Below are 22511 nucleotides of genomic sequence, written 5' to 3' on the forward strand. Positions count from 1 at the left end.
TGGCGGCCATCGCGAGCACCCCGTCCGGCCAGAAGATGTGCGAGGTGATGAACGGGACCGCGGCGCCGATCAGCAGTACCGACCCGGGCAGCGCCCACCACCGCGCCCGGCGCAGCATCAGGACGGCGACGGCGACCGTGGCCACCAGGTAGGCGCCGGTACCGATGTAGGACAGCCGGTCCCCGACCCGGATCAGTTCGATGATCGACTGCTGGCCCTGCTTCTCGGTGTCGAGCACCAGCCCGGCGCCGATCCCGGCCAGGCAGTCCAGCGCGGTGTAGAAGCAGCCGAACAGGTAGGCGCCGATCTTGCCGATCCAGGCGACCGGACCGCGTTCCTGGCGCAGGAGCACCCACAGCGCGACGCCGAGCAGCGGGAACACCGGGACCAGCGGGACGTGCATGGTCCACCACATGTTCGCGGTGGAGACGTCGAGCACGGTCGGGTGGTCGTAGCCCAGAACGGCCAGCAGCAGCCCGGGGAAGGCCACGACGGCCACGAGAACCCAGCGCACGGCACTCCTCACGTCGGTCGGACCGCCGAAAACGCCCGGACGGGGAGCAAACGGACGGCACAGGACACCGGTGTGCCCGCCGCGCGATCCTCCCGGAGCCGGTGGCCGGCGGCGAACCGGGCCCGTGCTCGGTACCCGGACCCGACCTCTGATCACCCACCCGTGGCGCGGACCTACCCTGGCCCCATGCCGGACACCGTCTCCGAACTGTTCGACCCGCAGGCCTGGCGAGCGGTCGAGGGCTTCGACTTCACCGACATCACCTACCACCGGGCGGTGGACACCGGGGCGGTGCGGATCGCGTTCGACCGGCCCGAGGTGCGCAACGCGTTCCGCCCCGGGACCGTCGACGAGCTCTACACCGCCCTGGAGCACGCCCGCACCAGCCCGGACGTCGGCTGCGTGCTGCTCACCGGCAACGGCCCCTCGCCGCGCGACGGCGGGTGGGCGTTCTGCTCCGGCGGCGACCAGCGCATCCGCGGGCGCTCGGGCTACCAGTACGCCGACGGCGACACCGCCGACACCGTGCAGGCCGGTCGCGCCGGACGGCTGCACATCCTGGAGTGCCAGCGCCTGATCCGGTTCATGCCCAAGATCGTGATCGCGGTCGTGCCGGGCTGGGCCGCCGGCGGCGGACACTCGCTGCACGCCGTCGCCGACCTGACCCTGGCCAGCTCCGAGCACGCGCGCTTCAAGCAGACCGACGCCGACGTCGGCTCCTTCGACGGCGGGTTCGGCTCGGCCTACCTCGCGCGCCAGGTCGGGCAGAAGTTCGCCCGGGAGATCTTCTTCCTCGGCCGCACCTACACCGCGGCGCAGATGCACGACATGGGCGCGGTGAACGCCGTCGTCCCGCACCGCGAGCTGGAGGCGACCGCGCTGCAGTGGGCCCGCGAGGTCAACGGCAAGTCCCCGACCGCGCAGCGGATGCTCAAGTACTCCTTCAACCTGATCGACGACGGCCTGGTCGGCCAGCAGCTCTTCGCCGGCGAGGCGACGCGCCTGGCCTACGCCGCGGACGAGGCCGTCGAGGGCCGCGACGCGTTCCTGGAGAAGCGCGAGCCGGACTGGGCGCCCTACCCCTGGCACTACTGAACGGCTGACGATGAGCCACCGGGAGCCACCCACCGTCCGGTACCGGGGCGCGCCGCCGCCCCGTGTCCGGGTGCGGCGTCTGTGGCGGGGCCCGGTGCTGGCGCTGGTGCTCCTGCTCGCGGCCGTGACCGGGATCTACGTCCTGGTCCGCAGCATCCCCGGCACGCCGGGGTGCACGGTGACGGGCGGCTCGCGGGACGTCACCCTGAGCGTCGAGCAGGCCGGGAACGCGGCCACGATCGCCGGTGTCGGCGCCGCGATGGGAATGCCCGACCACGCCGTCACGGTGGCGCTGGCCACGGTGCTGCAGGAGTCGGGACTGCGCAACCTGCCGGGCGGGGACCGGGACTCGGCCGGGCTGTTCCAGCAGCGACCCAGCCAGGACTGGGGCACCTACGAGCAGGTCACCGACCCGGTCTACGCCTCGCAGGCGTTCTACCGGAAGCTGCGCACCGAGCCGGACTGGCCGACGCTCGACGTCGCCGACGCGGCCCAGCTGATCCAGCGCTCCTTCGACGGGAGCCTCTACGCGCAGTGGGAGCCGCAGGCCACGACGATGGCCGCGGCGCTGACCGGGCAGAACGGGCCGGCACTGACCTGCCACGACCTGCCGGCGACCACGGCGCCGGACGACGTCGCGACGGTCGCGGCGCGTGAGCTCGGCACGGCGGAGCTGAGCGGCCCGCAGGACGGGGTTCGGGGCTGGGAGATCGCGAACTGGCTGGTCGCACACGGGGCGCGGTTCGGGTTGGAGCGGGTGACGTTCGACGGCTGGAGCTGGACCGCGGAGTCCGGCGAGTGGGCCTCGAGCGGCCCCGAGGACGGCCGGCTGTCGCTGCAGCGCGCGCAGGCCGGCGGCTAGGCGAACGGCGAGTGGCAGAGTGGGGCCGGTCCGGGCGGCGGCCCGCCCGGCGGAACGGGTTCAGGGCGGATCGGGTTCAGGGAGGTACGACCGTGAGCGGACGGACGTTGCGGGTGGTCCCGGTCGACGGTTCCCCGCAGGCCGTGGCCGACCTGGTCGCGGCACTGGACGCCGCGACGTCGGGGACCGGGCCCGCCGTGCTGCCGGTGCCGGCCACCGACGCCCCCGCCGCACCGGTCCCGACCGTGCCCGCGGACGTCGCCGTCGTCGTCGCGACGTCGGGGTCGACCGGCGAGCCGAAGTACGTCGCGCTCACCGCGGACGCGTTGCGCGCCTCGGCACGGGCCACCGAGGAGCGTCTCGGCGGACCCGGGCGCTGGCTGCTGACGCTGCCCGCCGAACACGTCGCCGGCATCCAGGTGCTGCTGCGCGCCGTGCTCGCCGGGGCCGAGCCGGTCGTGCAGGACGTCCGCGAGGGCTTCCGCCCGGCCGGGTTCGCCCGGGCCACCGGACGCTTCCCGCACGGCGCGCGGCGCTACACCAGCCTCGTCCCGACCCAGCTCGCCCGGATCCTCGACGACGACGGCGCCGCCCGCCACGCCCTCGGCGGCTACAGCGCGGTGCTGGTCGGCGGTGCGGCCCTGGACGCGGGACTGCGCGCGCGGGCCGAGAGCGCCGGGATCGCCGTCGTCACGACCTACGGGATGAGCGAGACGTGCGGGGGCTGCGTGTACGACGGCGTCCCGCTGGACGGCGTGACGGTGGCGATCGAGCCGACCGGCGCCGACCCGGACACCGGGCGGGTGCTGCTCGGCGGCCCGACCCTGGCCGCCGGCTACCTCGCCGCGGGCCCCGCGGAATCGGCCGCCTTCGACGGCGGGGTCTTCCGCACCGGAGACCTCGGCCGGTGGCGCGACGGGCGGCTGAGCGTGCTCGGCCGGGTCGACGACATGGTCAACACCGGCGGGGAGAAGGTCGCCCCGGCCGCGGTGGAGCGGGCGCTGCTCGCCGTCCCCGGTGTCCGCGGAGCATGCGCGGTCGGCCTGCCGGACACGGAGTGGGGCCAGATCGTCGCGGCGATGGTCGTCGCGGACGAGGAACCCGGTCCGGACGACGACGCGTTGCGCGCCGCCGTGCGCGCCGCCGAGGGCCGCGCCGCCGTCCCCCGGCTGCTGGCGCGGGTCCGGGCGATCCCGGAGCGCGGCATCGGCAAGCCCGACCGGGCGACCGTCGCCCGCGCCCTGCGGGGCGTGCGCACCACCTGATCGCGTCGCGCACACGCCCTGCGACCGGTTGCCGCGCATCCGGCCCACCCGAACCGGTGAGAGGGCCGTACACCCCATAGGGGCGGTGACGCTGCGTTGATTGCCAACTACATCCGCATGAGGTCTGCTGCGACCACTGGCGACACAGGAACACCTGTCGTCACACGAGTCACACCAACCCCCGGGGGTAGCGAGGATGCGGACCAGAATGCGGGCCGGACTGCGCGGAGTCGGCCTGCTCGCCGTGACCGGCGCGCTGGTGGCAGCGGCGGTCTCACCGGCGGCGGCCGAGCCGGCGGCGACCTGGCAGCCCGACCTGTCCGCAGGCGAGGGCACCGGCGTCGTCGTCGAGAGCGGGACGGCCCGGTTCGACGCGGCCACCGCGATCGGAGCGCCGATGGAGGGCCCGGAGGGCGAGACCGAGTCCTCGGCCGACCCGGCCGACGTCGTCCCGACCGGGCTGCTCACGCTCCCGTCCCGGCCGCTGGACCGCCCGGCCACCGAGGTCGACTCGACGCTGGTCACCGACACCGCCCCGGGCTCGACCGCGGGTATCGACGTGCGCGGCAAGCGGGCCGGCGGTGGCTGGACCGAGTGGGTCCCGGCCACCCCGGGCGAGGAGCCGGGCAGCGCGACGACCGAACTGCCCGAGGCCGTGGACGAGGTGCAGGGCCGGATCGTGCTCACCTCGACCGGTGGCGCCCCGCCGGCCGTGCGCGGGGTGACCCTGTCCGCCGCGCCGGCGACGGAGTCGGAGACCGAGTCCGCCCCGATGACCGAGGCCGGGCCGCGCAGCTACTCGGTGTTCGCCACCCGCGAGGGCCTGGTCGGCGGCACCACCGCCAACGGGCACAAGATCGCGAACCGGGACCGGTTCGTGGCGCTGCCGTCGCGGCGCGCGCTGTCCCCGAACGGCCGAAGCGACTACTCGGTGAAGGTCTGCGCGCCGAACGGCAGGTGCGCGTTCGCGCCGGTCTGGGACATCGGCCCGTGGAACACCAAGGACGACTACTGGAACCCGGCGGCGGAGCGGCAGTCGTTCAAGGACCTGCCCCAGGGCGTCCCGCAGGCCCAGGCCGCGTTCCGGAACGGGCACAACGGCGGCAAGGACCAGTTCGGCCGCCGGCCCGCCAACCCGGCCGGGATCGACCTCGGCGACGGCATCTTCTGGGACGCGCTCGGGCTCAAGGACAACTCCCAGGTGCAGGTGGACTACCTGTGGACGGGCTCGGTGCGGCTCTCGACGGTCAGCACCGAGGGCGACGAGGACGAGGTCGACGTGCACGCCGCGCCGGAGGCCGGGGCACCGGTCGTCGGGATCGCCGCGGACAGCGCCGACGTCCCGGTGGAGTGCACGCAGGGCACCGGTGAGCAGGCCTGGCTCCGCGTCGGCGAGGGGCAGTACATCCCGGCGGACGCGGTCGAGTCGGCGCCCACCGACGTCCCCGCATGCGGTCCGGCCGCTCCGGCCGCCCCCGCCGCTCCGGCCGCTCCGGGGGAGAAGGCCGGGGACGCCGTGGCCACCGACCCGCCGGCCGACGCCGCCGGCGACAGGGCGGGCGCGGCACCGACGGGCACGGCCCCGGCCGGGGAGAAGCCCGCCACGGACCCGGCAGACTCCCCCGCCGAGAAGGCGACGCGGAAGTCCACGACCTCCGGCGCACCCGCGACACCCGCCGACCCGACGACGACGGACGAGGCCCCCGCGTCGACGAAGCCGTCGCCACCGGCCGACACGGGCACCCGCCAGGCCGCACCCGGCAGCGGAGCGGCGCAACGCGCCCCGTCCGCCGCAACGCCCTGACCCACCGTCCAGCGTCCCGATCCGGCCGCACTCATGAACCACGAGGTGCGCGCGTCGCTCGTCGTGACGCACGAGTGTCGCCCGACACAAGGGCGCGGGACGGCGGGGACGGATAGGTTTCCCCCGTGGCCACCGTGACGGAATGGGTCGAGGGAGCGCGTCCGCGCACCCTGCCCACCGCGATCTCCCCCGTCCTCGTCGGCACCGGCGCCGCGGTCGGCGCGGGGGCGGTCGCCCCCGGGGCCGCGCTGCTGGCGCTGCTGGTGGCGGTCAGCCTGGTGATCGGCGTCAACTTCGCCAACGACTACTCCGACGGCATCCGCGGCACCGACGACGAGCGGGTCGGCCCGTTGCGGCTGGTCGGGTCCCGGGCGGCGAGCCCGGCCACGGTCAAGACCGCGGCGTTCGGCTGCTTCGGGCTCGCCGCGGTCGCCGGGCTGGTACTGGTCGGGGTGTCCGGGCAGTGGTGGTTGGTCGTCATCGGCGCGCTCTGCATCCTCGGCGCCTGGTACTACACCGGGGGCAGCCGCCCGTACGGCTACGCCGGCCTCGGCGAGGTCGCGGTGTTCGTGTTCTTCGGCCCGGTCGCGGTGCTGGGCACCACGCTCACCCAGAGCGGCGCCGTCGGCGCCGGAGCGCTGATCGGCGCGGTCGGGGCGGGCACCCTGACCTGCGCGGTGCTGGTGGCGAACAACCTGCGCGACATCCCGACCGACCGGATCGCCGGCAAGCGGACCCTCGCGGTGGTGCTCGGCGACCGCGGCACCAGGCTGCTCTACCTGGTGCTGGTAGCGGTGCCGTTCCTGATCACGATCGCCGCGGCGTTCGACCGGCCCGCGCTGCTGTGCGCCCTGCTCGCCCTGCCGCTCGCCGTCGGACCGCTGCGCCGGGTGCTCGGCGGGTCGGACGGGATGGAGCTGATCCCGGCGCTGCGCGACACCGGGTTCCTGCTGCTGGCCTGGTCAGCCGCGACCGCGGTCGGACTCGCCGTCGCCGGCCTCGGCTGAGGCCCCGTCGTCCGGTAGGCGCTCGTCCGGCACGGGCTCGTCCGGCGCGCGCTCGCCGCGCAGCTGCGCCCGCAACGAGTCCCGCTCGGCCCCGCGGCGCGCGGTCTTGGCCGCGATCGCCCGGTCCAGCCGGGCCCGCAGACCGCGGAACAGCACCATCGACAACGGCAGCCCCACGACCAGGCCGATCAGGATGCCCAGCAGCAACGGCACCCCGGCCAGCGCCAGCAGCACCGCGACGACGGCGACGATCCCGAGTCGGGCCAGCGCGTAGAGCGCCACGGTCGCGGCCAGACCCGGTTCCCGCCCACGCTGCGGCGCGGCGGTGGAGGATGGAGGGGTCGGTGCGGTCATGCATCGAGCCTACGTCTCGGCCCGGCACCGGCCCCCGTAGCGCCTTGCGGCGGGACGGCTCGGCGCGCCCGGCCCGTCCCTCTCGTCCGGTTCCGGCGACTCGCACGTTTTGCCCTTTAAGAACCCTTTACCTCCGGACAACCGTTCGAGTACCCGGGGTCTGAGGTGTCACGATGGCCCGGAACACGACGAACCGTGACCCCTTCGGGAGGACGACATGGCAGCTCCGACGCAGGCACCAGAGCGACTGCTGACCCCGGGCGAGGTCGCGACCCTGTTCCGGGTGGACCCCAAGACCGTGACCCGCTGGGCCTCGGCCGGCCGGATCGGTTCGATCCGCACGCCCGGCGGCCACCGCCGCTTCCGCGAGTCCGAGGTCCGCGGCCTGCTCGCCGACCTGACCAGCGAGGCGACGCTCGCCCACTGACGTGCACCCCGACCCGACCGGGTGAGGCGGCCTCGCGCACCTCACCCGGGCATCAGGCCACCTCCGCTACTGTTGGCAGCGGAGGTGGCCTGATGCTTTTTCTGTTCGTGTTGCTCGGTGCCGCGGTCTTCGCAGTCGTGTTGTGGAGGACGCTCAAGGCCGAGCAGATGGTGACCGACCCCTCGCAGAGCCCGGAGATGCCCTGGGGCGGTGTGTCCCGTCCCGCGAAGCCGCGGGCCAGCGGACCGGACGACGACCCGGAGTTCCTCAAGCAGCTCGACGAGAAGGTCCGCGGCCACGAGGACCCGCCCGCCGCGACGTGACGCGGGTCTCCCCCGTTCCCCGGCCGGGAGCGCCCGCCGGGGCACGGGGAAGGTAAAGGATCTACGAAGGGAAACCGTCCGCCACGGACGCGGCGAGCTCGAGCAGCGCCGTCCGGGTGTGCGGCTCCAGCCGGTCCAGGTCGATCTCCGCGCCCTCCTCCAGGTGCCCGTCGAACGGCACCCGCACCACCGCCCGGCAGCGCCCGGCGAAGTGCTCCGCGACCCGGTCCAGGTCGACCCCGCTGCCCGCCCGCCGGTGCACCGTGTTGATCACGACGACGGCGTTGCGCACCAGGTCCCCGTTGCCGTGCGCGTCCAGCCAGTCCAGCGTCGCCGAGGCACTGCGGGCACCGTCGATCGAGCCGGACGAGACGATCACGAGCTGGTCGGCCATGCCCAGAACGCCGTACATCGCCGAGTGCATCAGCCCGGTGCCGCAGTCGGTGAGCACCAGGTTGTAGAAGTGCTCCAGCAGGTCCACCGCCTGGCGGTAGTCGCCCTCGCTGAACGCCTCGGACACGGCCGGGTCCTGCTCGCTGGCCAGCACCTCCAGCCGCGAGGAGCCCTGTGAGGTGTAGGCGCGCACGTCGGTGTAGCGGCGGACGCGCTGCGAGTCGCGCAGCAGGTGCCGCACGGTGGCCGTGGTCTCCAGCGGGATCTTCTGGCTGAGCGTGCCGCGGTCGGGGTTGGCGTCGACGGCGACCACCCGGTCGCCGCGCTGCGAGGCGAACGTCGCGCCCAGCGTCGCGGTGATCGTCGTCTTGCCGACGCCTCCCTTGAGGCTCAGCATCGCGATCTTGTGGGCGCTGAGCAGCGGCTTGTTCACCCGCACGGTCAGCTCGCGCTCGCGGACGTCGGCCGGGCTCTCGCCGGGGTTGAGGTAGCCGCGGGAGAGCACGTAGACGGCGCGGCGCCACCCGGTCCGCGGCGGCCGGCGGGTGGTGCGCAGCAACCGGGCCGAGGCCAGGTCGACGTCCATGCCGCCGTTCTCGCTGCGCCTGCGCTGCGCGTCCCGGGTCTCGACGGCCTCGGGCGCGGTCCAGCGCGCACGCTCGGCGCGGGAGGCGCGGGAGGCGCGGGCGGAGCCCTCGGGTGCCTCCGCCGTGGCGGCGGCCCGGTCGGTGCCGGGCCGTGGCTCGTTCCCGGCCGGGCCGGACGGCAGTGCGTCCGACGGCGGGACGGCACCGGCTGCGGGGTCCCCGTCCGGGGCCGGCCGGGCCGACGGCGACGGGCGGCGGGCGACCGAGCGCCGCCACACCACGCCCGGGCTGTCGTCCGGCTCGGGGCCGCGCGCGGGCGGGACCTGCGCGACCGCGTCGTCGGCCGTCTGCTCGGTGACCGGCGCGGAATCCTGCGCGCGACGTGCGGACTCGGCCGCGCCGGCCTCCCGCGCCGCGCGGGCGCGATCGGCCTCCTCCCGCGCCGCGCGGGCGCGCTCCTGCTCGGCCTGCGCGCGGGCGCGCTCCTGCTCGTGCTCGTCCTCGGCGGCCCGGGCGGCGGCCTCGCGGCTCTCCCGGTCCTGACGACGGGTCGGCGCCTGCGCCTCCTGCGGCGGGGCCGCGGCCCGGACCGCGCTCAGGTCCAGCCCGGACGGCGGGGTGGACGGGTCGATCTCGGAGACCAGGTCGTCGTCGACGTCCGGGAGCTCGGCCCCCCACGCCAGGCCCCCGGGCGGGGTGCGGGTGCCGGTGGCCGCGGAGCCCCGCTCGGGCGGCCGCTCCGACCCGCCGGGCCCCGCAGGCGTCCCGGGCCCGCCGGCGCGCCGGAGCCGGCGGCGGGGACGTGACTGCGGTTCCGCTGCGCCCCACCGTTCACGCACGTAACGGCCCACGGATCCGTCGGGCTGCTCGTCGGGCACAGGCTCACTCACGTCGTCCGACGGTAGTCGCACGGCGGGCAGCGGTCGAGCAGGCTCACAACCCCGCGTACGAGTGCAGCCCGGCGACCACCATGTTGATGAAGAACAGGTTGAACAGGATCGTGGCGAAACCGGCCGCGTTGATCCACGCAGCGCGAGTCGTACGCCATCCGGCGGTCGCCCGGGCGTGCAGGTAGGCCGCATAGATCACCCATGCGACGAACGCCACCGTCTCCTTCGGGTCCCACCCCCAGAACCGTCCCCAGGCGGCTTCGGCCCAGATCGCGCCGCAGATCACCGCGAACGTGTAGATCGGGAACCCGACGACCGTGACCCGGTAGGCGATGCGGTCCAGGACGTCGGCCGAGGGCAGCCTGGCGACCAGCCGCGCCGGTCGGCCGGAGCGCCGCATCAGGAACAGCACGCTCGCCACGCCGGGTACGAGCAGCAGCCCGGACCCGAGTGTGATCGTGGTCACGTGAATGATCAGCCAGTAGGACTGCAGCGCGGGCACCACCGGCGCCGCCTGCGCGTAGAGCACGGTGCCGGCCAGGAACATCAGGATCAGCACCGGGGCGAGCACGAACACCCCGACCGTGCGGATCGTCGGGATCCGGCGCAGCGCGACCAGCCAGGACACCAGCGCCAGCAGGCACAGCGCCGAGGTGAACTCGTACATGTTGCCCAGCGGCCACCGCGAGACGGCCAGGCCGCGGGCGACCATCGAGGCCAGGTGCACCAGGACGCCGAGGACGGTCAGCGAGACCGCCATCCGCCCGTAGCGGTCGGCCCGGCTGCGCCGCCCGCGCACGCTCTCGTCCGACGTCGCGGAGTCGTCGCCGACGGGGCCGACCGTGACCCCCTCCGGCGGGGTGGCCACGGCGACCGAACCGGATCCCGACGCGGAGCCGGCGCCGGCGGCCACCGGCGCGGCGGCGCGCAGGCTCGGCGACCGGCCGACCACGTACTCCGCGGCGTGCACCAGCAGGGCGATCAGGTAGACGACCACCGCCCCCTGGAACAGCCGGTCGCTCCACAGCGACATGATCGGATCGACGAGCATGCGACTCAACCGTCCTTCTTCTGGGTGTCCCCGTGCGAGATGTCTGTGTCGTGCCCCGGGCGCAGGAGCTCGGCCGCGACCCGGTCGAACTCCTCGCCGTAGCCGGCCCGGTCGGTGCGCGCGAGACCGCCGATCTGCACCCGGCTCCCGGTCCCGGACCCGACGACCCGCACCCAGAACCGCCGCCGCCGGATCGACAGCGACACGGCCAGGCCGCCCACCATCGTGACGGCGAAGACCAGCACCCACAGCTGTCCGGGGTCGTGCCCGACCTGCAGGTTCACCCAGGACCCGACGCCGTCGAACCGCACCACCGTGCCGTCGTCGAGGCGCGTGGTCTGGCCCGGGGCGAGGTCGGCCCGGGCCACGCTGCGCAGCTCGCCGGAGTCGACCTTCGCCTGGTCCACCGTGAAGATCGACTGACCACGGCCGTCGTCGATGCCGAGGTCGCCGCGCATCACGTTCAGCTCGACGACCGGGTTGCGCAGGCCGGGGTAGGCCGAGGCGAGGTCGCCCTCGGTGTCCAGGGCGGCGGTGGGAGCGAACGTGCCGGTCAGCGCCAGCTGGCTGTTCGTGCGCTGCACGGGGTCGGTGACACCCGGCCGCTCGAACTTCGTGGCGCCCTCGGCGAGCTGGGTGGAGCGGTCGACCGGGCGCCACTGGATCTCGCCGCTGCGCGTGGTGCCGTCCGGCCAGGTCACGGTGAACTGCGGCGAGTAGCCGTAGCCGGTCAGGTAGACGCGGTCGCCCCCGGTGCGCAGGGGGTGGTTGACCGAGATCGTGTCCGGGCGCCAGGTCGTCGTGCCCGCGTCGAGGTCCTCGCCGGACTGGTAGCCGAGGTCGGCGGAGAACGTCGAGGGCTGGCCGTTGGGAAGGTAGGAGGCGTCGAACCGGTCGACCTTGACGCAGAACGGGTTCAGCTCGGTGCCGTCGACCTGCAGGCCGGCCCGGAACGAGTCGTAGCCCAGGATCGAGGTGTTGCAGAACTCGCTGCCGTCGGCGAGCACGATGACGTCGCCCTCGTAGCCGTAGATCTTGCCGCCGGCGAACCCGATCAGCAGCCCGATCAGGCTCAGGTGGAAGACCAGGTTGCCGGTCTCGCGCAGGTAGCCGCGCTCGGCCGAGACCGTGCGGACGCCGCCGGGCTCGGACCGCTCGATCCGGCGCCAGCCGCGCAGGCGGGTCCGGGTGCGGGCGAGGAACGCCTCGACGTCCTCGGCGACGTCGCCCTCGTCGTGGTGCGGCAGCCGGGCGAGGTTGCGCGGCGTCGCCACCGGCGCGGCGCGCGCCCCCCGGTAGTACTCCAGCGCCCGGGGCAGCACGCAGCCGACCAGCGAGATCATCAGAAGCAGGTAGATCGCCGCGAACCAGGTGCTGGCGAACACCTCGAACGCGCCGAGCGTGTCCAGGATCGGCGCGAGCGTCGGGTGGTCGGTGAAGTACTGGTCGACCAGGCTCTGGTTCAGCGAGCGCTGCGGCAGCAGCGCACCCGGGAGCGCGGCCAGCGCCAGCAGGAACAGCAGCACCAGGGCGGTGCGCATGCTGGTCAGGCCGCGCCAGGTGTTGCGCAGGAACGCGAGCGCCCCGCGCAGCCGTCCGCCGCGCCCGCCGCCGCCGGGCGACGGCTCGTCGAGCCCGCCCGAGCGGGTCTCGGGGGGCTGCGGCGGCGCGGTCGGCGGGGAGCTCATCAGATCGGCGGGGTGAATCCGGAGATGGCGACCTGCAGCTGGGCCAGCAGCCCGCCCCACAGCCCGCTGACGAGCAGGACCCCGACCAGAACCAACATCGCGCCCCCGACGATCTGGATCGTGCGGGTGTGCCGGCGCAGCCGGTCCAGCGCCGTCACCGCCCGGGTCGCCCCGAGCGCGATCACGACGAACGGCAGCCCGAGCCCGGCGCAGTAGGCCAGCGTGAGCACGACCCCGCGCAGCGACCCGCCGCCGGTGCCCGCGGCGACGGCGATCACCCCGGCCAGCGTCGGGCCGATGCACGGCACCCAGCCCAGGCCGAACACCGCGCCGAGCAGCGGCGCTCCCCACAGCCCGGCGCGCGGCACCCAGTGCACGCGACGCTCGTTGCGCAGGATCGGCACCAGACCGGCGAACGCCAGGCCCATCACGATCATCACGACGCCGCCGATGCGCTGCAGCAGGACCTCGTTGCGCACCAGGGCGTCGGAGAGCCACACGACGCCGACCAGGATCGCGCCGAAGACCACGGTGAACCCGGCGACGAACAGCAACGCCGCACCGGCGACCCGCCACCGGCCGTCATCGCGGACGGCCTGCCCGGCGCTCGCAGCCGGCTCCGGCCCGATGGCGCCGTCCGGCGACGCGGAGACTCCCGCGGGCACCCGCGCGGCGCGGCGGCGCGCCTCCTGCGGGGTGACCGGCGGTGCCTCGGCACCGACCAGCCCGGCGAGGTAGGCGAGGTATCCCGGCACCAGCGGCACCACGCACGGCGAGGCGAAGCTCACGAGCCCGGCCAGCACGGCCACGGCCGCTGCCACCAGCAGCGGACCCGAGATCGCGAGCGTGGTCGAGGCGTCCATCATCGACCAGGGTAGGCCCGCGTCGAGGCCGGTCGCGCGTCGGGTTCTACATCGTGTAGTGGAACTGCGGGCACGGTCGTCTACGGCGCCGGTGCGGTGGCGGCGGGCTCGGCGGCCAGACGCCCGACGAGCGGCATCAGGTCCGAGGCGCCGACCGGGAGCAGGAACACCGCCGCGACCCGGTGCGCCCGGTCCAGGACGATCGTCGACGGCACCACGTTGCGCGGGTAGCCCGCCAGCGCGGTCAGCGTGCGACCGGGGAAGTCGTAGATCGAGTCGTAGGTCAGGCCGCGGTCGCGGACGAAGTCCTGTGCGGCCTGGCGGTCGTCGCGGACGTCGACGCCGAGGACCGCGGTGTCGCGCGCGTTCGTCGCGACGTACTGCAGCTCCGGTGCCTCGGTCCGGCACGGCCCGCACCAGGAACCCCACAGGTTGAGCACCACGACCTTGCCCGGGTAGCTGTCCACCCCGACCCGGGTGCCGGGACGCAGCAGGCTGTCCCCGGCCAGGTCGCTGATGCGCCCGCGCGACGCGGGCGGGTCGTAGGTGATCCGGGTCTGCCCGCCGGGCGCGACGAACTGGAACTCGCCGTCGGAGTCGACGGCGTCCTTGCTGGTCGAGCAGCCCGCGACGAGCAACATCACGGCGAGGACGGCGGCCAGCACCCGCCGCGCCCGCACCCCACCCGCCGGTCTCATGCCCCGGTCACCGTCGCCGCGCTGGAGCCTGCCGGCTCGGAGTAGCGCAGCCCCGTCATCCGGGCGCCGGTGAACTCGACGCTGGTCAGCGACGCGAGCGCGCACCGGCGCCGGCGCGGGTCGTGCCACAGCCGCTGCCCGAGCAGGTAGCGCCGCGCGGTCCAGACCGGCAGCTGGTGCGACACGCAGACGACCTCGCGTCCGGGCGCGAGCGCCCGCGCGGCGTGCACCGCGCCGAGCATCCGGTGCGCGATCCGCAAATAGGGCTCGCCCCAGGACGGGGTGAACGGGTCGCGCAGCAGCCGCCACCGCGACGGATGGCGCAGCGCGCCGTCGCCGACGCCGAAGCGCTCGCCCTCGAACGCGTTGCCGGCCTCGATCAGGCCGTCGTCGGTGCCGATCTCCACGCCGTGCTCGGCCGCGATCGGCCCGGCGGTCTGCTGGGCGCGCAGCAGCGGGGAGGCCACCACGGCCGCGACGTCCCGGCCGGCCAGCGCCTCGGCGACGGTCTTGGCCTGGGCCTCGCCGCGGTCGGAGAGCGCGAAGCCGGGCAGCCGGCCGTAGAGGACGCCGTCCGGGTTGTGCACCTCCCCGTGGCGCAGCAGGTGCACCACGGTGACCGGGCCGGTCGCCTGCGGGGTGCTCACGCCGAGGGCTCCACGGCGGCCGCGGCGGCCCGCGCGGCGTCCGGCAGCGCGGCCTCGATCTCGGCGAACGCGTCGTCGTCGAGGGCGGTGCTGACGAAGAACGCCTCGAACGCGCTGGGCGGCGGGTAGATGCCGCGGGCGAGCAGGGCGTGGAAGAACGCCGGGTAACGCCAGGTCTGGGCGGCCTTCGCCCCGGTGTAGTCGGTCACCGGGTCCTCGGTGAAGAACACCGACAGCATCGTGCCCGCGTACTGCACGGTGTGCGGGACACCGGCCGCGGACAGGGACCTGGTGACCAGGTCGCCGAGCCGGGTCGCGTTCTCCGACAGGGTCGCGTAGACGGCCGCGTCGGCCTGTCGCAGCGTCGTGAGCCCGGCCGCGACCGCGACCGGGTTCCCGGCCAGGGTGCCTGCCTGGTAGACCGGCCCGGCCGGGGCGAGGTGCGACATGTGCTCCCGGGACCCGCCGAACGCGGCCGCGGGCAGCCCGCCGGACATCACCTTGCCGAACGTGTAGAGGTCGCCCGCGACGCCGTCGCAGCCGTACCAGCCGGTGGCCGACGCGCGGAAGCCGGTCATCACCTCGTCGATCACCAGGAGCGCGCCGTGGGCGTGCGCGATCTCCTTGAGCCCGGCGTTGAACCCGGGCGCCGGCGGCACCACGCCCATGTTCCCGGCCGCCGCCTCGGTGATCACGCAGGCGATCTCGGAGCCGCGCTCGGCGAACACCGCGCGCACCGCGTCGAGGTCGTTGTAGGGCACGACGACGGTGTCCGCCGCCTGCGCGCCGGTGACGCCCGGGCTGGTGGGCAGGCCCAGGGTGGCGACGCCGGAGCCGGCGTCGGCGAGCAGCGCGTCGACGTGGCCGTGGTAGCAGCCGGCGAACTTGACGATCACGCTGCGCCCGGTGATGCCGCGGGCGAGACGGATCGCGCTCATCGTGGCCTCGGTCCCGGAGTTGACCAGCCGGACCTGCTCGACCGGCATCCGGTCCACGATCTCGGCGGCCAGGTCGATCTCACCGGGGGTCGGGGTGCCGAACGACAGCCCGCGCGACGCGGTCTCGCGCACCGCCTCGACGACCGCCGGGTGCGCGTGCCCGAGGATCATCGGACCCCAGGAGGAGACGAGGTCGACGTAGGTCGCGCCGTCGGCGTCGGTGAGCCGGCAGCCCTGCGCGGAGACCATGAACCGCGGCGTCCCACCGACCGAGTTGAACGCCCGGACCGGCGAGTTCACCCCACCCGGGATGAGCCCGGAGGCGCGCTCGAACAGGCGCGCGGACTCGACGGGCTCGGGACGACCGGACGGGGACGGCTGTGTCGGGCTCACCCGGCCAGTCTCCCAGCCGGACCGCGCACGGGCCCGTGGCCCCCGGACCCGGCCGGGGTGATGCTCGTCCCCCGCCGGCTCCGCTCAGGTGCGCTTGGAGGCGAACCACGCCTTCGCCGGAGCGCCGAACATCAGCACCACACCCGCCACGGACGCGACGAGCACCAGCAGCGGTACCGCGAGGCCGAGCGGGTCGCCCAGGCTGCCCACGACCGCGAACAGCAGGAACAGACCGAACAGCGCGGTGAGCACGGTCAGCGCCAGCCGCGCGCCCGCACGGCCGGTGAACGCGACCACGGCGAGCAGCATGTAGAGCGCGGCCAGCACCGCCATCACCACACCCATCGTCCGGACCAGCGAGACGAACTCGGTGAACCCGACCCCGGTCTGGGCCAGCACCTGGTCGAGGCCGGCCTCCGGCGGGAACATCCCCGGCTCCAGCGGCACGAACGACACGGCCAGGCCGCCGGCCAGGAACGGCAGCGCGGCGAGCAGGAGCAGCACCAGCGAGGTGACCATGGTCGTGGGCCGCGGGACCGCCGAACCGGTCCCGGCCCATCCGGTGCCCGCGGGCTGCCCGTACTGGGCCTGCCCGTACTGCGGTTGGCCGTACTGAGCGGCCTGTCCGTACTGGGCCTGCCCGTACGGCTGCGGGTACGCAGGCTGCTGCTGCGCCGGCGGCGTGGTCCCCGGCTGGCCGTAGACCTGCTGACCGTAGGGGTGGTTGCCGTAGGCCTGCCCGGCGTACGGGTTCTGCGGGTACTGCGGGTAGTGGCCCGATGACGGGCCCGGGCGGTAGTACACCGGCGGCCCGGGCGGGGCGGCGCCCGGCTGGTCGGCGGGGGTGGTGTCACCGGTTCCCGGCGTCCCGCCCCCCTCGGACGAGGACGGCTGCTGCGGATCCGGTGGCGAGCTCACGCCCCCACGGTAGTGGCGCGGTTCGGCGACGTGCCACGTCCGGCGGTACCGATCCGATGGCGATGGGCCCTCCTCAGTCGAGCAGGCCCGCGACCTCGGTGGCCCAGTAGGTCAGGAGCACGTCCGCGCCGGCGCGGCGGATCGAGGTGAGGGTCTCCAGGATCGTGCGCTCGCGCTCGATCCAGCCGCGCTCCGCGGCGGCCTCGATCATCGCGTACTCCCCGGAGATCTGGTACGCCGCGACCGGCAAATCGGAGGCGTCGGCCACCCGGGCGAGGATGTCGAGGTAGGCCAGGGCCGGCTTGACCATCACCATGTCGGCGCCCTCCTCGAGGTCGAGCGCCAGCTCGCGCAGTGCCTCCCGGGCGTTCGCGCCGTCCTGCTGGTAGGTCTTGCGGTCCCCGCGCAGCTGCGAGTTCACCGCCTCCCGGAACGGGCCGTAGAACGCCGAGGCGTACTTCGCGGTGTAGGCCAGGATCCCGGTGTCGGTGTGCCCGGCCGCGTCCAGCGCCGCGCGGATGACGGCGACCTGGCCGTCCATCATCCCGCTCGGGCCGACCATGTGCGCCCCGGCGTCGGCCTGCGCGACGCCCATCCGCGCGTAGACGTCCAGCGTGGCGTCGTTGTCCACCCGTCCCTGCTCGTCGAGCAGGCCGCAGTGGCCGTGGTCGGTGAACTCGTCCAGGCACAGGTCGCTCATCACGACGATGTCGTCGCCGACCTCGGAGCGCACGTCGCGCAGCGCGGCGTTCAGGACGCCGTCCGGGTCCAGCGCGGCACTGCCAGTCGCGTCGTGGCGGGCCGGCACCCCGAACAGCATCACGCCGGCGATCCCCGCCCCGGCCGCCTCGGCGACGGCCTTGCGCAGCGAGTCCCGGGTGTGCTGGACGACGCCGGGCATCGAGCCGATCGGCACCGGCTCCGTCGCACCCTCCCGGACGAACATCGGCAGCACCAGCTGGCGGGGCCGGACCTCGGTCTCGGACACCATCCGGCGCAACGCGGGCGTACTACGTAGCCGGCGGGGCCGCTGCTCCGGAAAACCCATGCGCCCAACCTTACGTCCGACCGCACCACCCCGCGCAGGGTCGGTGACGTCCCGAGAAATCCCCTCGGACGGGACACGGAACGGCCCCCGCGCCGCCGGGAAGGGCGATGCGGGGGCCGTGGCGCGTACCGGGTCAGCGGCGGCGGGCCTTGACCTTGCGCGGCGGGGGCAGGGCGCCCTCGGCGCGGAGCTTGTTCGCGTGCTCGGCCAGGCCGTCGACCAGCGTCGGGACGCGGGCCTCGTCGGGCTGCACGTCCACGCGAAGGCCGAACTCGCGCGCGGTCTCCGCGGTGGCCGGGCCGATGCAGGCGACCAGGGTGCGGGTGTGCGGCTTGCCCGCGATCCCGACCAGGTTGCGCACCGTCGACGACGAGGTGAAGCAGACCGCGTCGAAGCCGCCGGTCTTGATCGCCTCGCGGATCGGCGCGGCCGGCGGGGCGGCGCGCACGGTCCGGTAGGCGGTCACGTCGTCGATCTCCCAGCCGCGCTCGCCCAGGCCGGCGGCCAGGGTCTCGGTGGCGATGTCGGCGCGCGGGAGCAGCACCCGGTCCACCGGGTCGAGCACGTCGTCGTAGGGCGGGAAGATCTCCAGCAGGCCCTCGGACGTGGAGGTCTGGGCCTCGTCGACGTCGGGCACCAGCTCGGGCACGATGCCGAACTCGCGCACCTTCTCGGCGGTGGCGTTGCCCACGCAGGCGATCTTGACGCCGGAGAAGGCGCGGGCGTCCAGGCCGAACTCGGCGAACTTCTCCCACACCGCCTTGACGGCGTTGGTCGAGGTGAACACGACCCACTGGTAGCGGCCGTCGACCAGGCCCTTGACCGAGCGCTCCATCTGCGCGGGCGACCGGGGCGGCTCGACGGCGATCGTCGGCACCTCCTCCGGGATCGCGCCGTGCATGCGCAGCCGCTCGCTCATCACGCCGGCCTGGTCCTTGGTGCGCGGCACCAGGACGCGCCACCCGTAGAGCGCGCGCGACTCCCACCAGGACAGGTCCCCGCGCCGGCCGGCGGCGTCGCCGACGGTCAGCACGAGCGGGCCCTCGAGGTCGGCACCGTCGCCGGCCATCGAGCCCAGCGTCGCCGACTGCGTCTTCTGCGTCGAGGTGGTGCCGCCCGCGGTGATCGCGACCGACGTCTCGGACGGCACGCCCTGGGCGGCCAGGCCCGCGGCGACGTCGGACAGGTGCGCGGCGGTCGCGTGCAGCACGACCGGACCGGGGGACGCGGCCAGCGCGGCCCAGTCGACCCCGGCGCGGACGTCGGCCTCGACGTGCGCCGAGCCCAGCGCGACACCGGCGTAGGCCGGGACCGCGGTGGAGGAGGGCACGCCGGGCACCACGTCGAACGGGGAGCCGGTGGCGGACACGGCGAGTGCCTCGGCGACGATCGCGTCGTTGGTCAGCGGGTCACCGGAGACCAGGCGGGCCACCGAGCGGCCGGCCGCGGCCTCCTTGAGCAGGTCGCCCGCGACGTCGCCGGGCTGCCCGACGGCCGGGCGCACCTCGGCGCCGTCCGCGGTCAGGGCGAGGATCCCCTCCGGCACGTCCGGGTCGACGATCACGAGCGGCGAGGAGGCCAGGACCTCACGTGCGCGCACGGTGAGCAGGCCGGGGTCACCGGGCCCGCTGCCGACGAAGGCGATCCGTCCCGGGGTGGTAGGTGCAGTGGTCATTCTTCAACTCCCGATACGGCGGTCATCGGGGCGACCGGCGTCTGCCGGAACCGGCAGTTCGCCGTCGCCCATGTCGAGAAGCTCGTGCGCGAGCGCAGCCCCGAGCTTCTCGGCGGCGTCCATCTCTCCGGTGATGGAGGTCCGCAGCAGCGAACCCCCGGTGGTGCCGACGACGGCCCGCAGCGAGAGCCGTTCGATCACGTGCCCGTCCTCGTCGAGGTCGGACACCACGTCGGCGAGTGCACCGATCGGTGCACTGCAGCCGGCCTCGAGGGTGGCCAGCACCGCCCGCTCGGCCGTCACCGCGGCACGTGTCGGGGCGTCGTCCAGTGTGGTGGCGAGCATTCCGGCGAGCTCGCTGTCGCCCGCCCGGCACTCCAGCGCCAGCGCTCCCTGGGCGGGTGCGGGCACCATCTGCATCATCGGGTCGAGCAGCTCGTCGGCCTCGTCGATGCGGCCCAGCCTGCGCAGCCCGGCCGCGGCCACGACCACGGCGTCCAGCTCGCCGGAGCGGACCTTGTTGATCCGGGTGTCCACGTTCCCGCGGATCGGGAGCACCTCCAGCCCCAGCCCGAGCGCCTCGAGCTGGGCCATCCGGCGCGGGGAGCCGGTGCCGACCCGGCACCCGGGCGTCAGCTCGCCGAGCACCCGGCCCCGGCTGGAGACCAGCGCGTCGCGCGGGTCCTCGCGCTCCGGGATCGCGGCCAGGGTCAGCCGCGGGTCCGGCGTGGTGGGCAGGTCCTTGAACGAGTGCACGGCGACGTCGATCTCGCCCGCGACCAGCGCCTCGCGCAGCTGCGAGACGAACACCCCGACGCCCAGCTCGACGACCGGGGCCATCGAGCGGTCGCCGCTGGTGGAGACCGACACCAGCTCGGCCGGGTGCCCGGCGGCGCGCAGCCGCTCGGCGACCGTGCCGGACTGGGCCATGGCCAGCTTCGACGGGCGGGTACCGATCCGCAGCGGGGTGGGTGTGTCGCTCATGACGGGTCCCCCTGCTCCGGCGGCACGGTGCCCATGGTGGTCGGGTTCAGCGCGGCGGCCAGGTTCCCGGGCTCACCGTCCGGCCCGCGGACCGGTGCGGCCACCGCCGCGGCGGCCTGCGGGTCGAGCTCGAACAGCGTGCGCAGCGCCGCGGCGTAGCTGTCCCCATCCGGCCCCTCGGCGAGGCGCTTGACCTGCACCGTCGGCGTGTGCAGCAGCTTGTCGACGACGCGCCGGACGCTGCGCGAGAGCTCACCGCGGACCTTGTCGTCGAGGTCGGGCAGGCGCGAGTCCAGCCGCAGCAGCTCCGCGTCGACGACCTCGGAGGCCCGGCGGCGCAGCGCGGTCACGGTCGGGGTGACCTCGGCGCTGCGCTGCCCGGCCAGGTAGCTCTGGGCCTCCTCGGCCACCATCCGCTGCGCGACGGCGACCGAGCCGCCGTCCGCGGAGTCCAGCAGGCGGCGCTGCAGCGTGATCAGGTCGATGACGCCGACGCCGGGCACCTCGGCCACGGCCGGGTCGACGTCGCGCGGCAGGCCGAGATCGCAGACGACCAGCGGTCGACCGTCGCGGTGCGCCATCGCCTCACTGACCGCGTCGAACCCGACCACGGTGCCGATCGCGCCGGTGCAGGCCAGCAGCAGGTCCGCGCCGGCCAGCTCGGCGGGCAGGTCGGACAGCGGTCCGGAGCGGGCCGGGGTGCCCTGGTCGAGCACCTTGGCGGCCAGGCGTTCACCCGGCTCGGCGGAACGGTTGAGCACCACGATCTCCGACGCCCCGGCGCGGCGCAGGTGCGCGGCGGCCAGTGCGCCCATGGCGCCGGCGCCGACGATCACCGCGCGGGCGCCGTCGAGGCCCTCGGGACCACCGGCGAGCTCGCGACCGGCGTCGCGCAGCGCCTCGGACACGACCGAGGCACCCGCCTCGTCGATCCCGGTACCGGCGTGCACCCGCTTGCCGACCCGCAGCGCCTGCTGCACCAGCTCGTGCAGCACCTTGCCGACCGAGCCGGTCGAGTCCGCGGCGGCGTAGGCCGAGCGCAGCTGCCCGAGGATCTGCGACTCCCCGACCACCATCGAGTCCAGGCCCGCGGCGAGGGAGAACAGGTGCTGCACCGCGGAGCCGGCGTAGTGCACGAACAGGTGCTCGGAGAGCTCCCCGAGCTCGAATCCGGCGTGCCCGCCGAGCACCTCGGTCACGTCGCCCAAGCCGCCGTGGAACGCGTCGACGACGGCGACGACCTCGATCCGGTTGCACGTCGAGAGCAGCACCGCCTCGTCGACGTGGGCGCGGTCGAGCATCTCCTCGAGGAGCTTCGGCACCTGCTCCGGAGCCACCGCGAGACGCTCCAGCATCTCCACCGGCGCGCTGCGGTGTGACAGGCCGACCACGAGAACACTCATCGTGGGGACACCACCGATCCGTTCGCCCTTACATTCATGTCACGGTCGTTCATGTCGCCGGCCCGCGCGGTTGCCGTGGCGCCCGCGCCCTCCGACTCGTTCGCCACGTGGCGGCGCGCCACGTGGAACGCCAGTACCTGGAGCTCGACCGCGAGGTCGACCTTGCGGACCTCCACGTCGGCCGGCACCTGCAGCACCACCGGCGCGAAGTTCAGGATCGACTGCACCCCGCCGCGCACGAGCAGGTCGCACACGCCCTGGGCGGCCGGCCCCGGCGTCGCCACCATCCCGATCGTCACCCCGCGCTCGCGGCACACGACATCGATGTCGCGGACGTGTTCGACCAGGATGCCGTTGATCCGGATCCCGACCAGGTCGGGATCGACGTCGAACATCGCACTGACCGGGAACCCGCGCCCGGCGAAACCGGCGTACCCGGCCAGGGCGTGACCGAGGTTGCCCACCCCGACCAGCGCCACCGACTGGTGGTGGTCGAGACCGAGCACCCGCTCGAGCTGGTGCTGCAGCGAGACGACGTCGTAGCCGACGCCGCGGGTCCCGTAGGACCCGAGGTAGGACAGGTCCTTGCGGAGCTTGGCCGAGTTCACCCCGGACGCCGTGGCGAGCTCCTCGCTGGAGACCGTCTCGGCGCCGTTCTCGGCGAACTGGCCGAGAAGCCGCAGG

At 74.6% G+C, this 22511-nt stretch carries 22 protein-coding genes; 7 read left to right on the top strand and 15 right to left on the bottom strand.

The genetic code is table 11. From position 1 onward, the window contains the following. Nucleotides 1-514 (bottom strand): hypothetical protein (locus I4I78_RS13295; protein WP_218611612.1); only part of this gene is annotated, 514 nt, incomplete at its 3' end. Nucleotides 515-700: 186 nt separating this feature from the next. On the opposite strand from I4I78_RS13295, the gene I4I78_RS13300 reads away from it, so the two are divergent. The 5 genes from I4I78_RS13300 to I4I78_RS13320 all read left to right on the top strand — a co-directional run bounded on the left by I4I78_RS13300 (nt 701) and on the right by I4I78_RS13320 (nt 6547). Further along, nucleotides 701-1609 carry a 1,4-dihydroxy-2-naphthoyl-CoA synthase gene (locus tag I4I78_RS13300; RefSeq protein WP_218611613.1) on the top strand — a complete coding sequence of 303 codons (909 nt, stop codon included), beginning with the start codon at nt 701-703 and terminating at the stop codon, nt 1607-1609. 70 nt (nt 1610-1679) lie between these two features. Next, nucleotides 1680-2471: a hypothetical protein gene (locus I4I78_RS13305; RefSeq protein ID WP_308252086.1), complete on the top strand. Its 792-nt coding sequence runs from the start codon at nt 1680-1682 to the stop codon at nt 2469-2471. 92 nt (nt 2472-2563) lie between these two features. Beyond that, nucleotides 2564-3736, top strand: a complete 1173-nt coding sequence (menE, locus tag I4I78_RS13310; RefSeq protein WP_308252087.1) for an o-succinylbenzoate--CoA ligase — start codon at nt 2564-2566, stop codon at nt 3734-3736. Nucleotides 3737-3944: 208 nt separating this feature from the next. Continuing rightward, complete coding sequence (locus I4I78_RS13315) at nt 3945-5540, top strand: hypothetical protein (RefSeq protein WP_218611614.1); 1596 nt, start codon at nt 3945-3947, stop codon at nt 5538-5540. Between the two features lie 125 nt (nt 5541-5665). Then, on the top strand, nt 5666-6547 hold the full coding sequence (locus I4I78_RS13320) for a 1,4-dihydroxy-2-naphthoate polyprenyltransferase (RefSeq protein WP_218611615.1): 882 nt from the start codon (nt 5666-5668) through the stop codon (nt 6545-6547). On the opposite strand, the gene I4I78_RS13325 is transcribed toward I4I78_RS13320, so the two are convergent. Then, on the bottom strand, nt 6503-6901 hold the full coding sequence (locus I4I78_RS13325; RefSeq protein ID WP_218611616.1) for a DUF4229 domain-containing protein: 399 nt from the start codon (nt 6899-6901) through the stop codon (nt 6503-6505). The genes I4I78_RS13320 and I4I78_RS13325 overlap by 45 nt on opposite strands. Nucleotides 6902-7118: 217 nt before the next feature. Here I4I78_RS13325 and I4I78_RS13330 point away from each other — a divergent pair, with 217 nt between their 5' ends. Both I4I78_RS13330 and I4I78_RS13335 read left to right on the top strand, forming a co-directional pair. Continuing rightward, nucleotides 7119-7328 (top strand): BldC family transcriptional regulator, encoded by a 210-nt coding sequence (locus I4I78_RS13330; protein ID WP_130292519.1) that lies wholly within the window; start codon nt 7119-7121, stop codon nt 7326-7328. Between the two features lie 92 nt (nt 7329-7420). Further along, complete coding sequence (locus tag I4I78_RS13335) at nt 7421-7651, top strand: hypothetical protein (protein WP_218611617.1); 231 nt, start codon at nt 7421-7423, stop codon at nt 7649-7651. 61 nt (nt 7652-7712) lie between these two features. On the opposite strand, the gene I4I78_RS13340 is transcribed toward I4I78_RS13335, so the two are convergent. From I4I78_RS13340 to I4I78_RS13400, 13 genes are all read right to left on the bottom strand, one after another. Next, complete coding sequence (locus I4I78_RS13340; protein ID WP_374225867.1) at nt 7713-9521, bottom strand: AAA family ATPase; 1809 nt, start codon at nt 9519-9521, stop codon at nt 7713-7715. Between the two features lie 43 nt (nt 9522-9564). Next, the gene (gene ccsB / locus I4I78_RS13345) at nt 9565-10572 is read right to left on the bottom strand and encodes a c-type cytochrome biogenesis protein CcsB (RefSeq protein WP_218611618.1); all 1008 of its coding nucleotides are present in this window, start codon (nt 10570-10572) and stop codon (nt 9565-9567) included. Between the two features lie 5 nt (nt 10573-10577). Beyond that, entirely contained in the window at nt 10578-12260 is a 1683-nt protein-coding gene (locus I4I78_RS13350) for a cytochrome c biogenesis protein ResB (RefSeq protein WP_218611619.1), read from the bottom strand. Beyond that, a complete protein-coding gene (locus I4I78_RS13355) occupies nt 12260-13123 on the bottom strand; it encodes a cytochrome c biogenesis CcdA family protein (RefSeq protein WP_218611620.1) in 864 nt (287 codons plus the stop codon). The genes I4I78_RS13350 and I4I78_RS13355 overlap by 1 nt, the downstream gene beginning before the upstream one ends. 80 nt (nt 13124-13203) lie before the next feature. Then, entirely contained in the window at nt 13204-13821 is a 618-nt protein-coding gene (locus I4I78_RS13360) for a TlpA disulfide reductase family protein (RefSeq protein ID WP_218611621.1), read from the bottom strand. Further along, a complete protein-coding gene (locus I4I78_RS13365; RefSeq protein WP_218611622.1) occupies nt 13818-14468 on the bottom strand; it encodes a histidine phosphatase family protein in 651 nt (216 codons plus the stop codon). The genes I4I78_RS13360 and I4I78_RS13365 overlap by 4 nt, the downstream gene beginning before the upstream one ends. Continuing rightward, nucleotides 14465-15799 (bottom strand): glutamate-1-semialdehyde 2,1-aminomutase, encoded by a 1335-nt coding sequence (gene hemL, locus I4I78_RS13370; RefSeq protein ID WP_218611623.1) that lies wholly within the window; start codon nt 15797-15799, stop codon nt 14465-14467. The genes I4I78_RS13365 and hemL overlap by 4 nt, the downstream gene beginning before the upstream one ends. An 84-nt stretch (nt 15800-15883) precedes the next feature. Further along, nucleotides 15884-16717: a hypothetical protein gene (locus I4I78_RS13375; protein WP_218611624.1), complete on the bottom strand. Its 834-nt coding sequence runs from the start codon at nt 16715-16717 to the stop codon at nt 15884-15886. Nucleotides 16718-16790: 73 nt separating this feature from the next. Continuing rightward, complete coding sequence (gene hemB / locus I4I78_RS13380) at nt 16791-17765, bottom strand: porphobilinogen synthase (RefSeq protein WP_218611625.1); 975 nt, start codon at nt 17763-17765, stop codon at nt 16791-16793. A 133-nt stretch (nt 17766-17898) separates the two neighbouring features. After that, nucleotides 17899-19440, bottom strand: coding sequence for a bifunctional uroporphyrinogen-III C-methyltransferase/uroporphyrinogen-III synthase (locus tag I4I78_RS13385; protein ID WP_218611626.1), 1542 nt, complete (start codon nt 19438-19440; stop codon nt 17899-17901). A gap of 3 nt (nt 19441-19443) precedes the next feature. Continuing rightward, entirely contained in the window at nt 19444-20424 is a 981-nt protein-coding gene (hemC, locus tag I4I78_RS13390) for a hydroxymethylbilane synthase (protein WP_218611627.1), read from the bottom strand. Next, entirely contained in the window at nt 20421-21827 is a 1407-nt protein-coding gene (locus I4I78_RS13395; RefSeq protein WP_218611628.1) for a glutamyl-tRNA reductase, read from the bottom strand. Before I4I78_RS13395 ends, hemC begins: the two co-directional genes overlap by 4 nt. Beyond that, the coding region (locus tag I4I78_RS13400) for a redox-sensing transcriptional repressor Rex (RefSeq protein WP_218611629.1) at nt 21824-22511 on the bottom strand (688 nt) is incomplete at its 5' end. The genes I4I78_RS13395 and I4I78_RS13400, both read right to left, overlap by 4 nt.

Origin of the sequence: Pseudonocardia sp. KRD291, from assembly GCF_019263595.1 — a bacterium.
Taxonomy (GTDB): Bacteria; Actinomycetota; Actinomycetes; order Mycobacteriales; family Pseudonocardiaceae; genus Pseudonocardia.

What these genes read in the sequence shown, in the direction of transcription:
- I4I78_RS13355 (WP_218611620.1), bottom strand. Translation starts at nt 13,123, where the DNA reads ATGGACGCCTCGACCACGCTCGCGATCTCGGGTCCGCTGCTGGTGGCA.
- I4I78_RS13385 (WP_218611626.1), bottom strand. Translation starts at nt 19,440, where the DNA reads ATGACCACTGCACCTACCACCCCGGGACGGATCGCCTTCGTCGGCAGC.
- hemC (WP_218611627.1), bottom strand. Translation starts at nt 20,424, where the DNA reads ATGAGCGACACACCCACCCCGCTGCGGATCGGTACCCGCCCGTCGAAG.
- I4I78_RS13335 (WP_218611617.1), top strand. Translation starts at nt 7,421, where the DNA reads ATGCTTTTTCTGTTCGTGTTGCTCGGTGCCGCGGTCTTCGCAGTCGTG.
- ccsB (WP_218611618.1), bottom strand. Translation starts at nt 10,572, where the DNA reads ATGCTCGTCGATCCGATCATGTCGCTGTGGAGCGACCGGCTGTTCCAG.
- I4I78_RS13350 (WP_218611619.1), bottom strand. Translation starts at nt 12,260, where the DNA reads ATGAGCTCCCCGCCGACCGCGCCGCCGCAGCCCCCCGAGACCCGCTCG.
- hemB (WP_218611625.1), bottom strand. Translation starts at nt 17,765, where the DNA reads ATGGGTTTTCCGGAGCAGCGGCCCCGCCGGCTACGTAGTACGCCCGCG.
- I4I78_RS13395 (WP_218611628.1), bottom strand. Translation starts at nt 21,827, where the DNA reads ATGAGTGTTCTCGTGGTCGGCCTGTCACACCGCAGCGCGCCGGTGGAG.
- I4I78_RS13360 (WP_218611621.1), bottom strand. Translation starts at nt 13,821, where the DNA reads ATGAGACCGGCGGGTGGGGTGCGGGCGCGGCGGGTGCTGGCCGCCGTC.
- I4I78_RS13300 (WP_218611613.1), top strand. Translation starts at nt 701, where the DNA reads ATGCCGGACACCGTCTCCGAACTGTTCGACCCGCAGGCCTGGCGAGCG.
- I4I78_RS13325 (WP_218611616.1), bottom strand. Translation starts at nt 6,901, where the DNA reads ATGACCGCACCGACCCCTCCATCCTCCACCGCCGCGCCGCAGCGTGGG.
- I4I78_RS13315 (WP_218611614.1), top strand. Translation starts at nt 3,945, where the DNA reads ATGCGGGCCGGACTGCGCGGAGTCGGCCTGCTCGCCGTGACCGGCGCG.
- I4I78_RS13330 (WP_130292519.1), top strand. Translation starts at nt 7,119, where the DNA reads ATGGCAGCTCCGACGCAGGCACCAGAGCGACTGCTGACCCCGGGCGAG.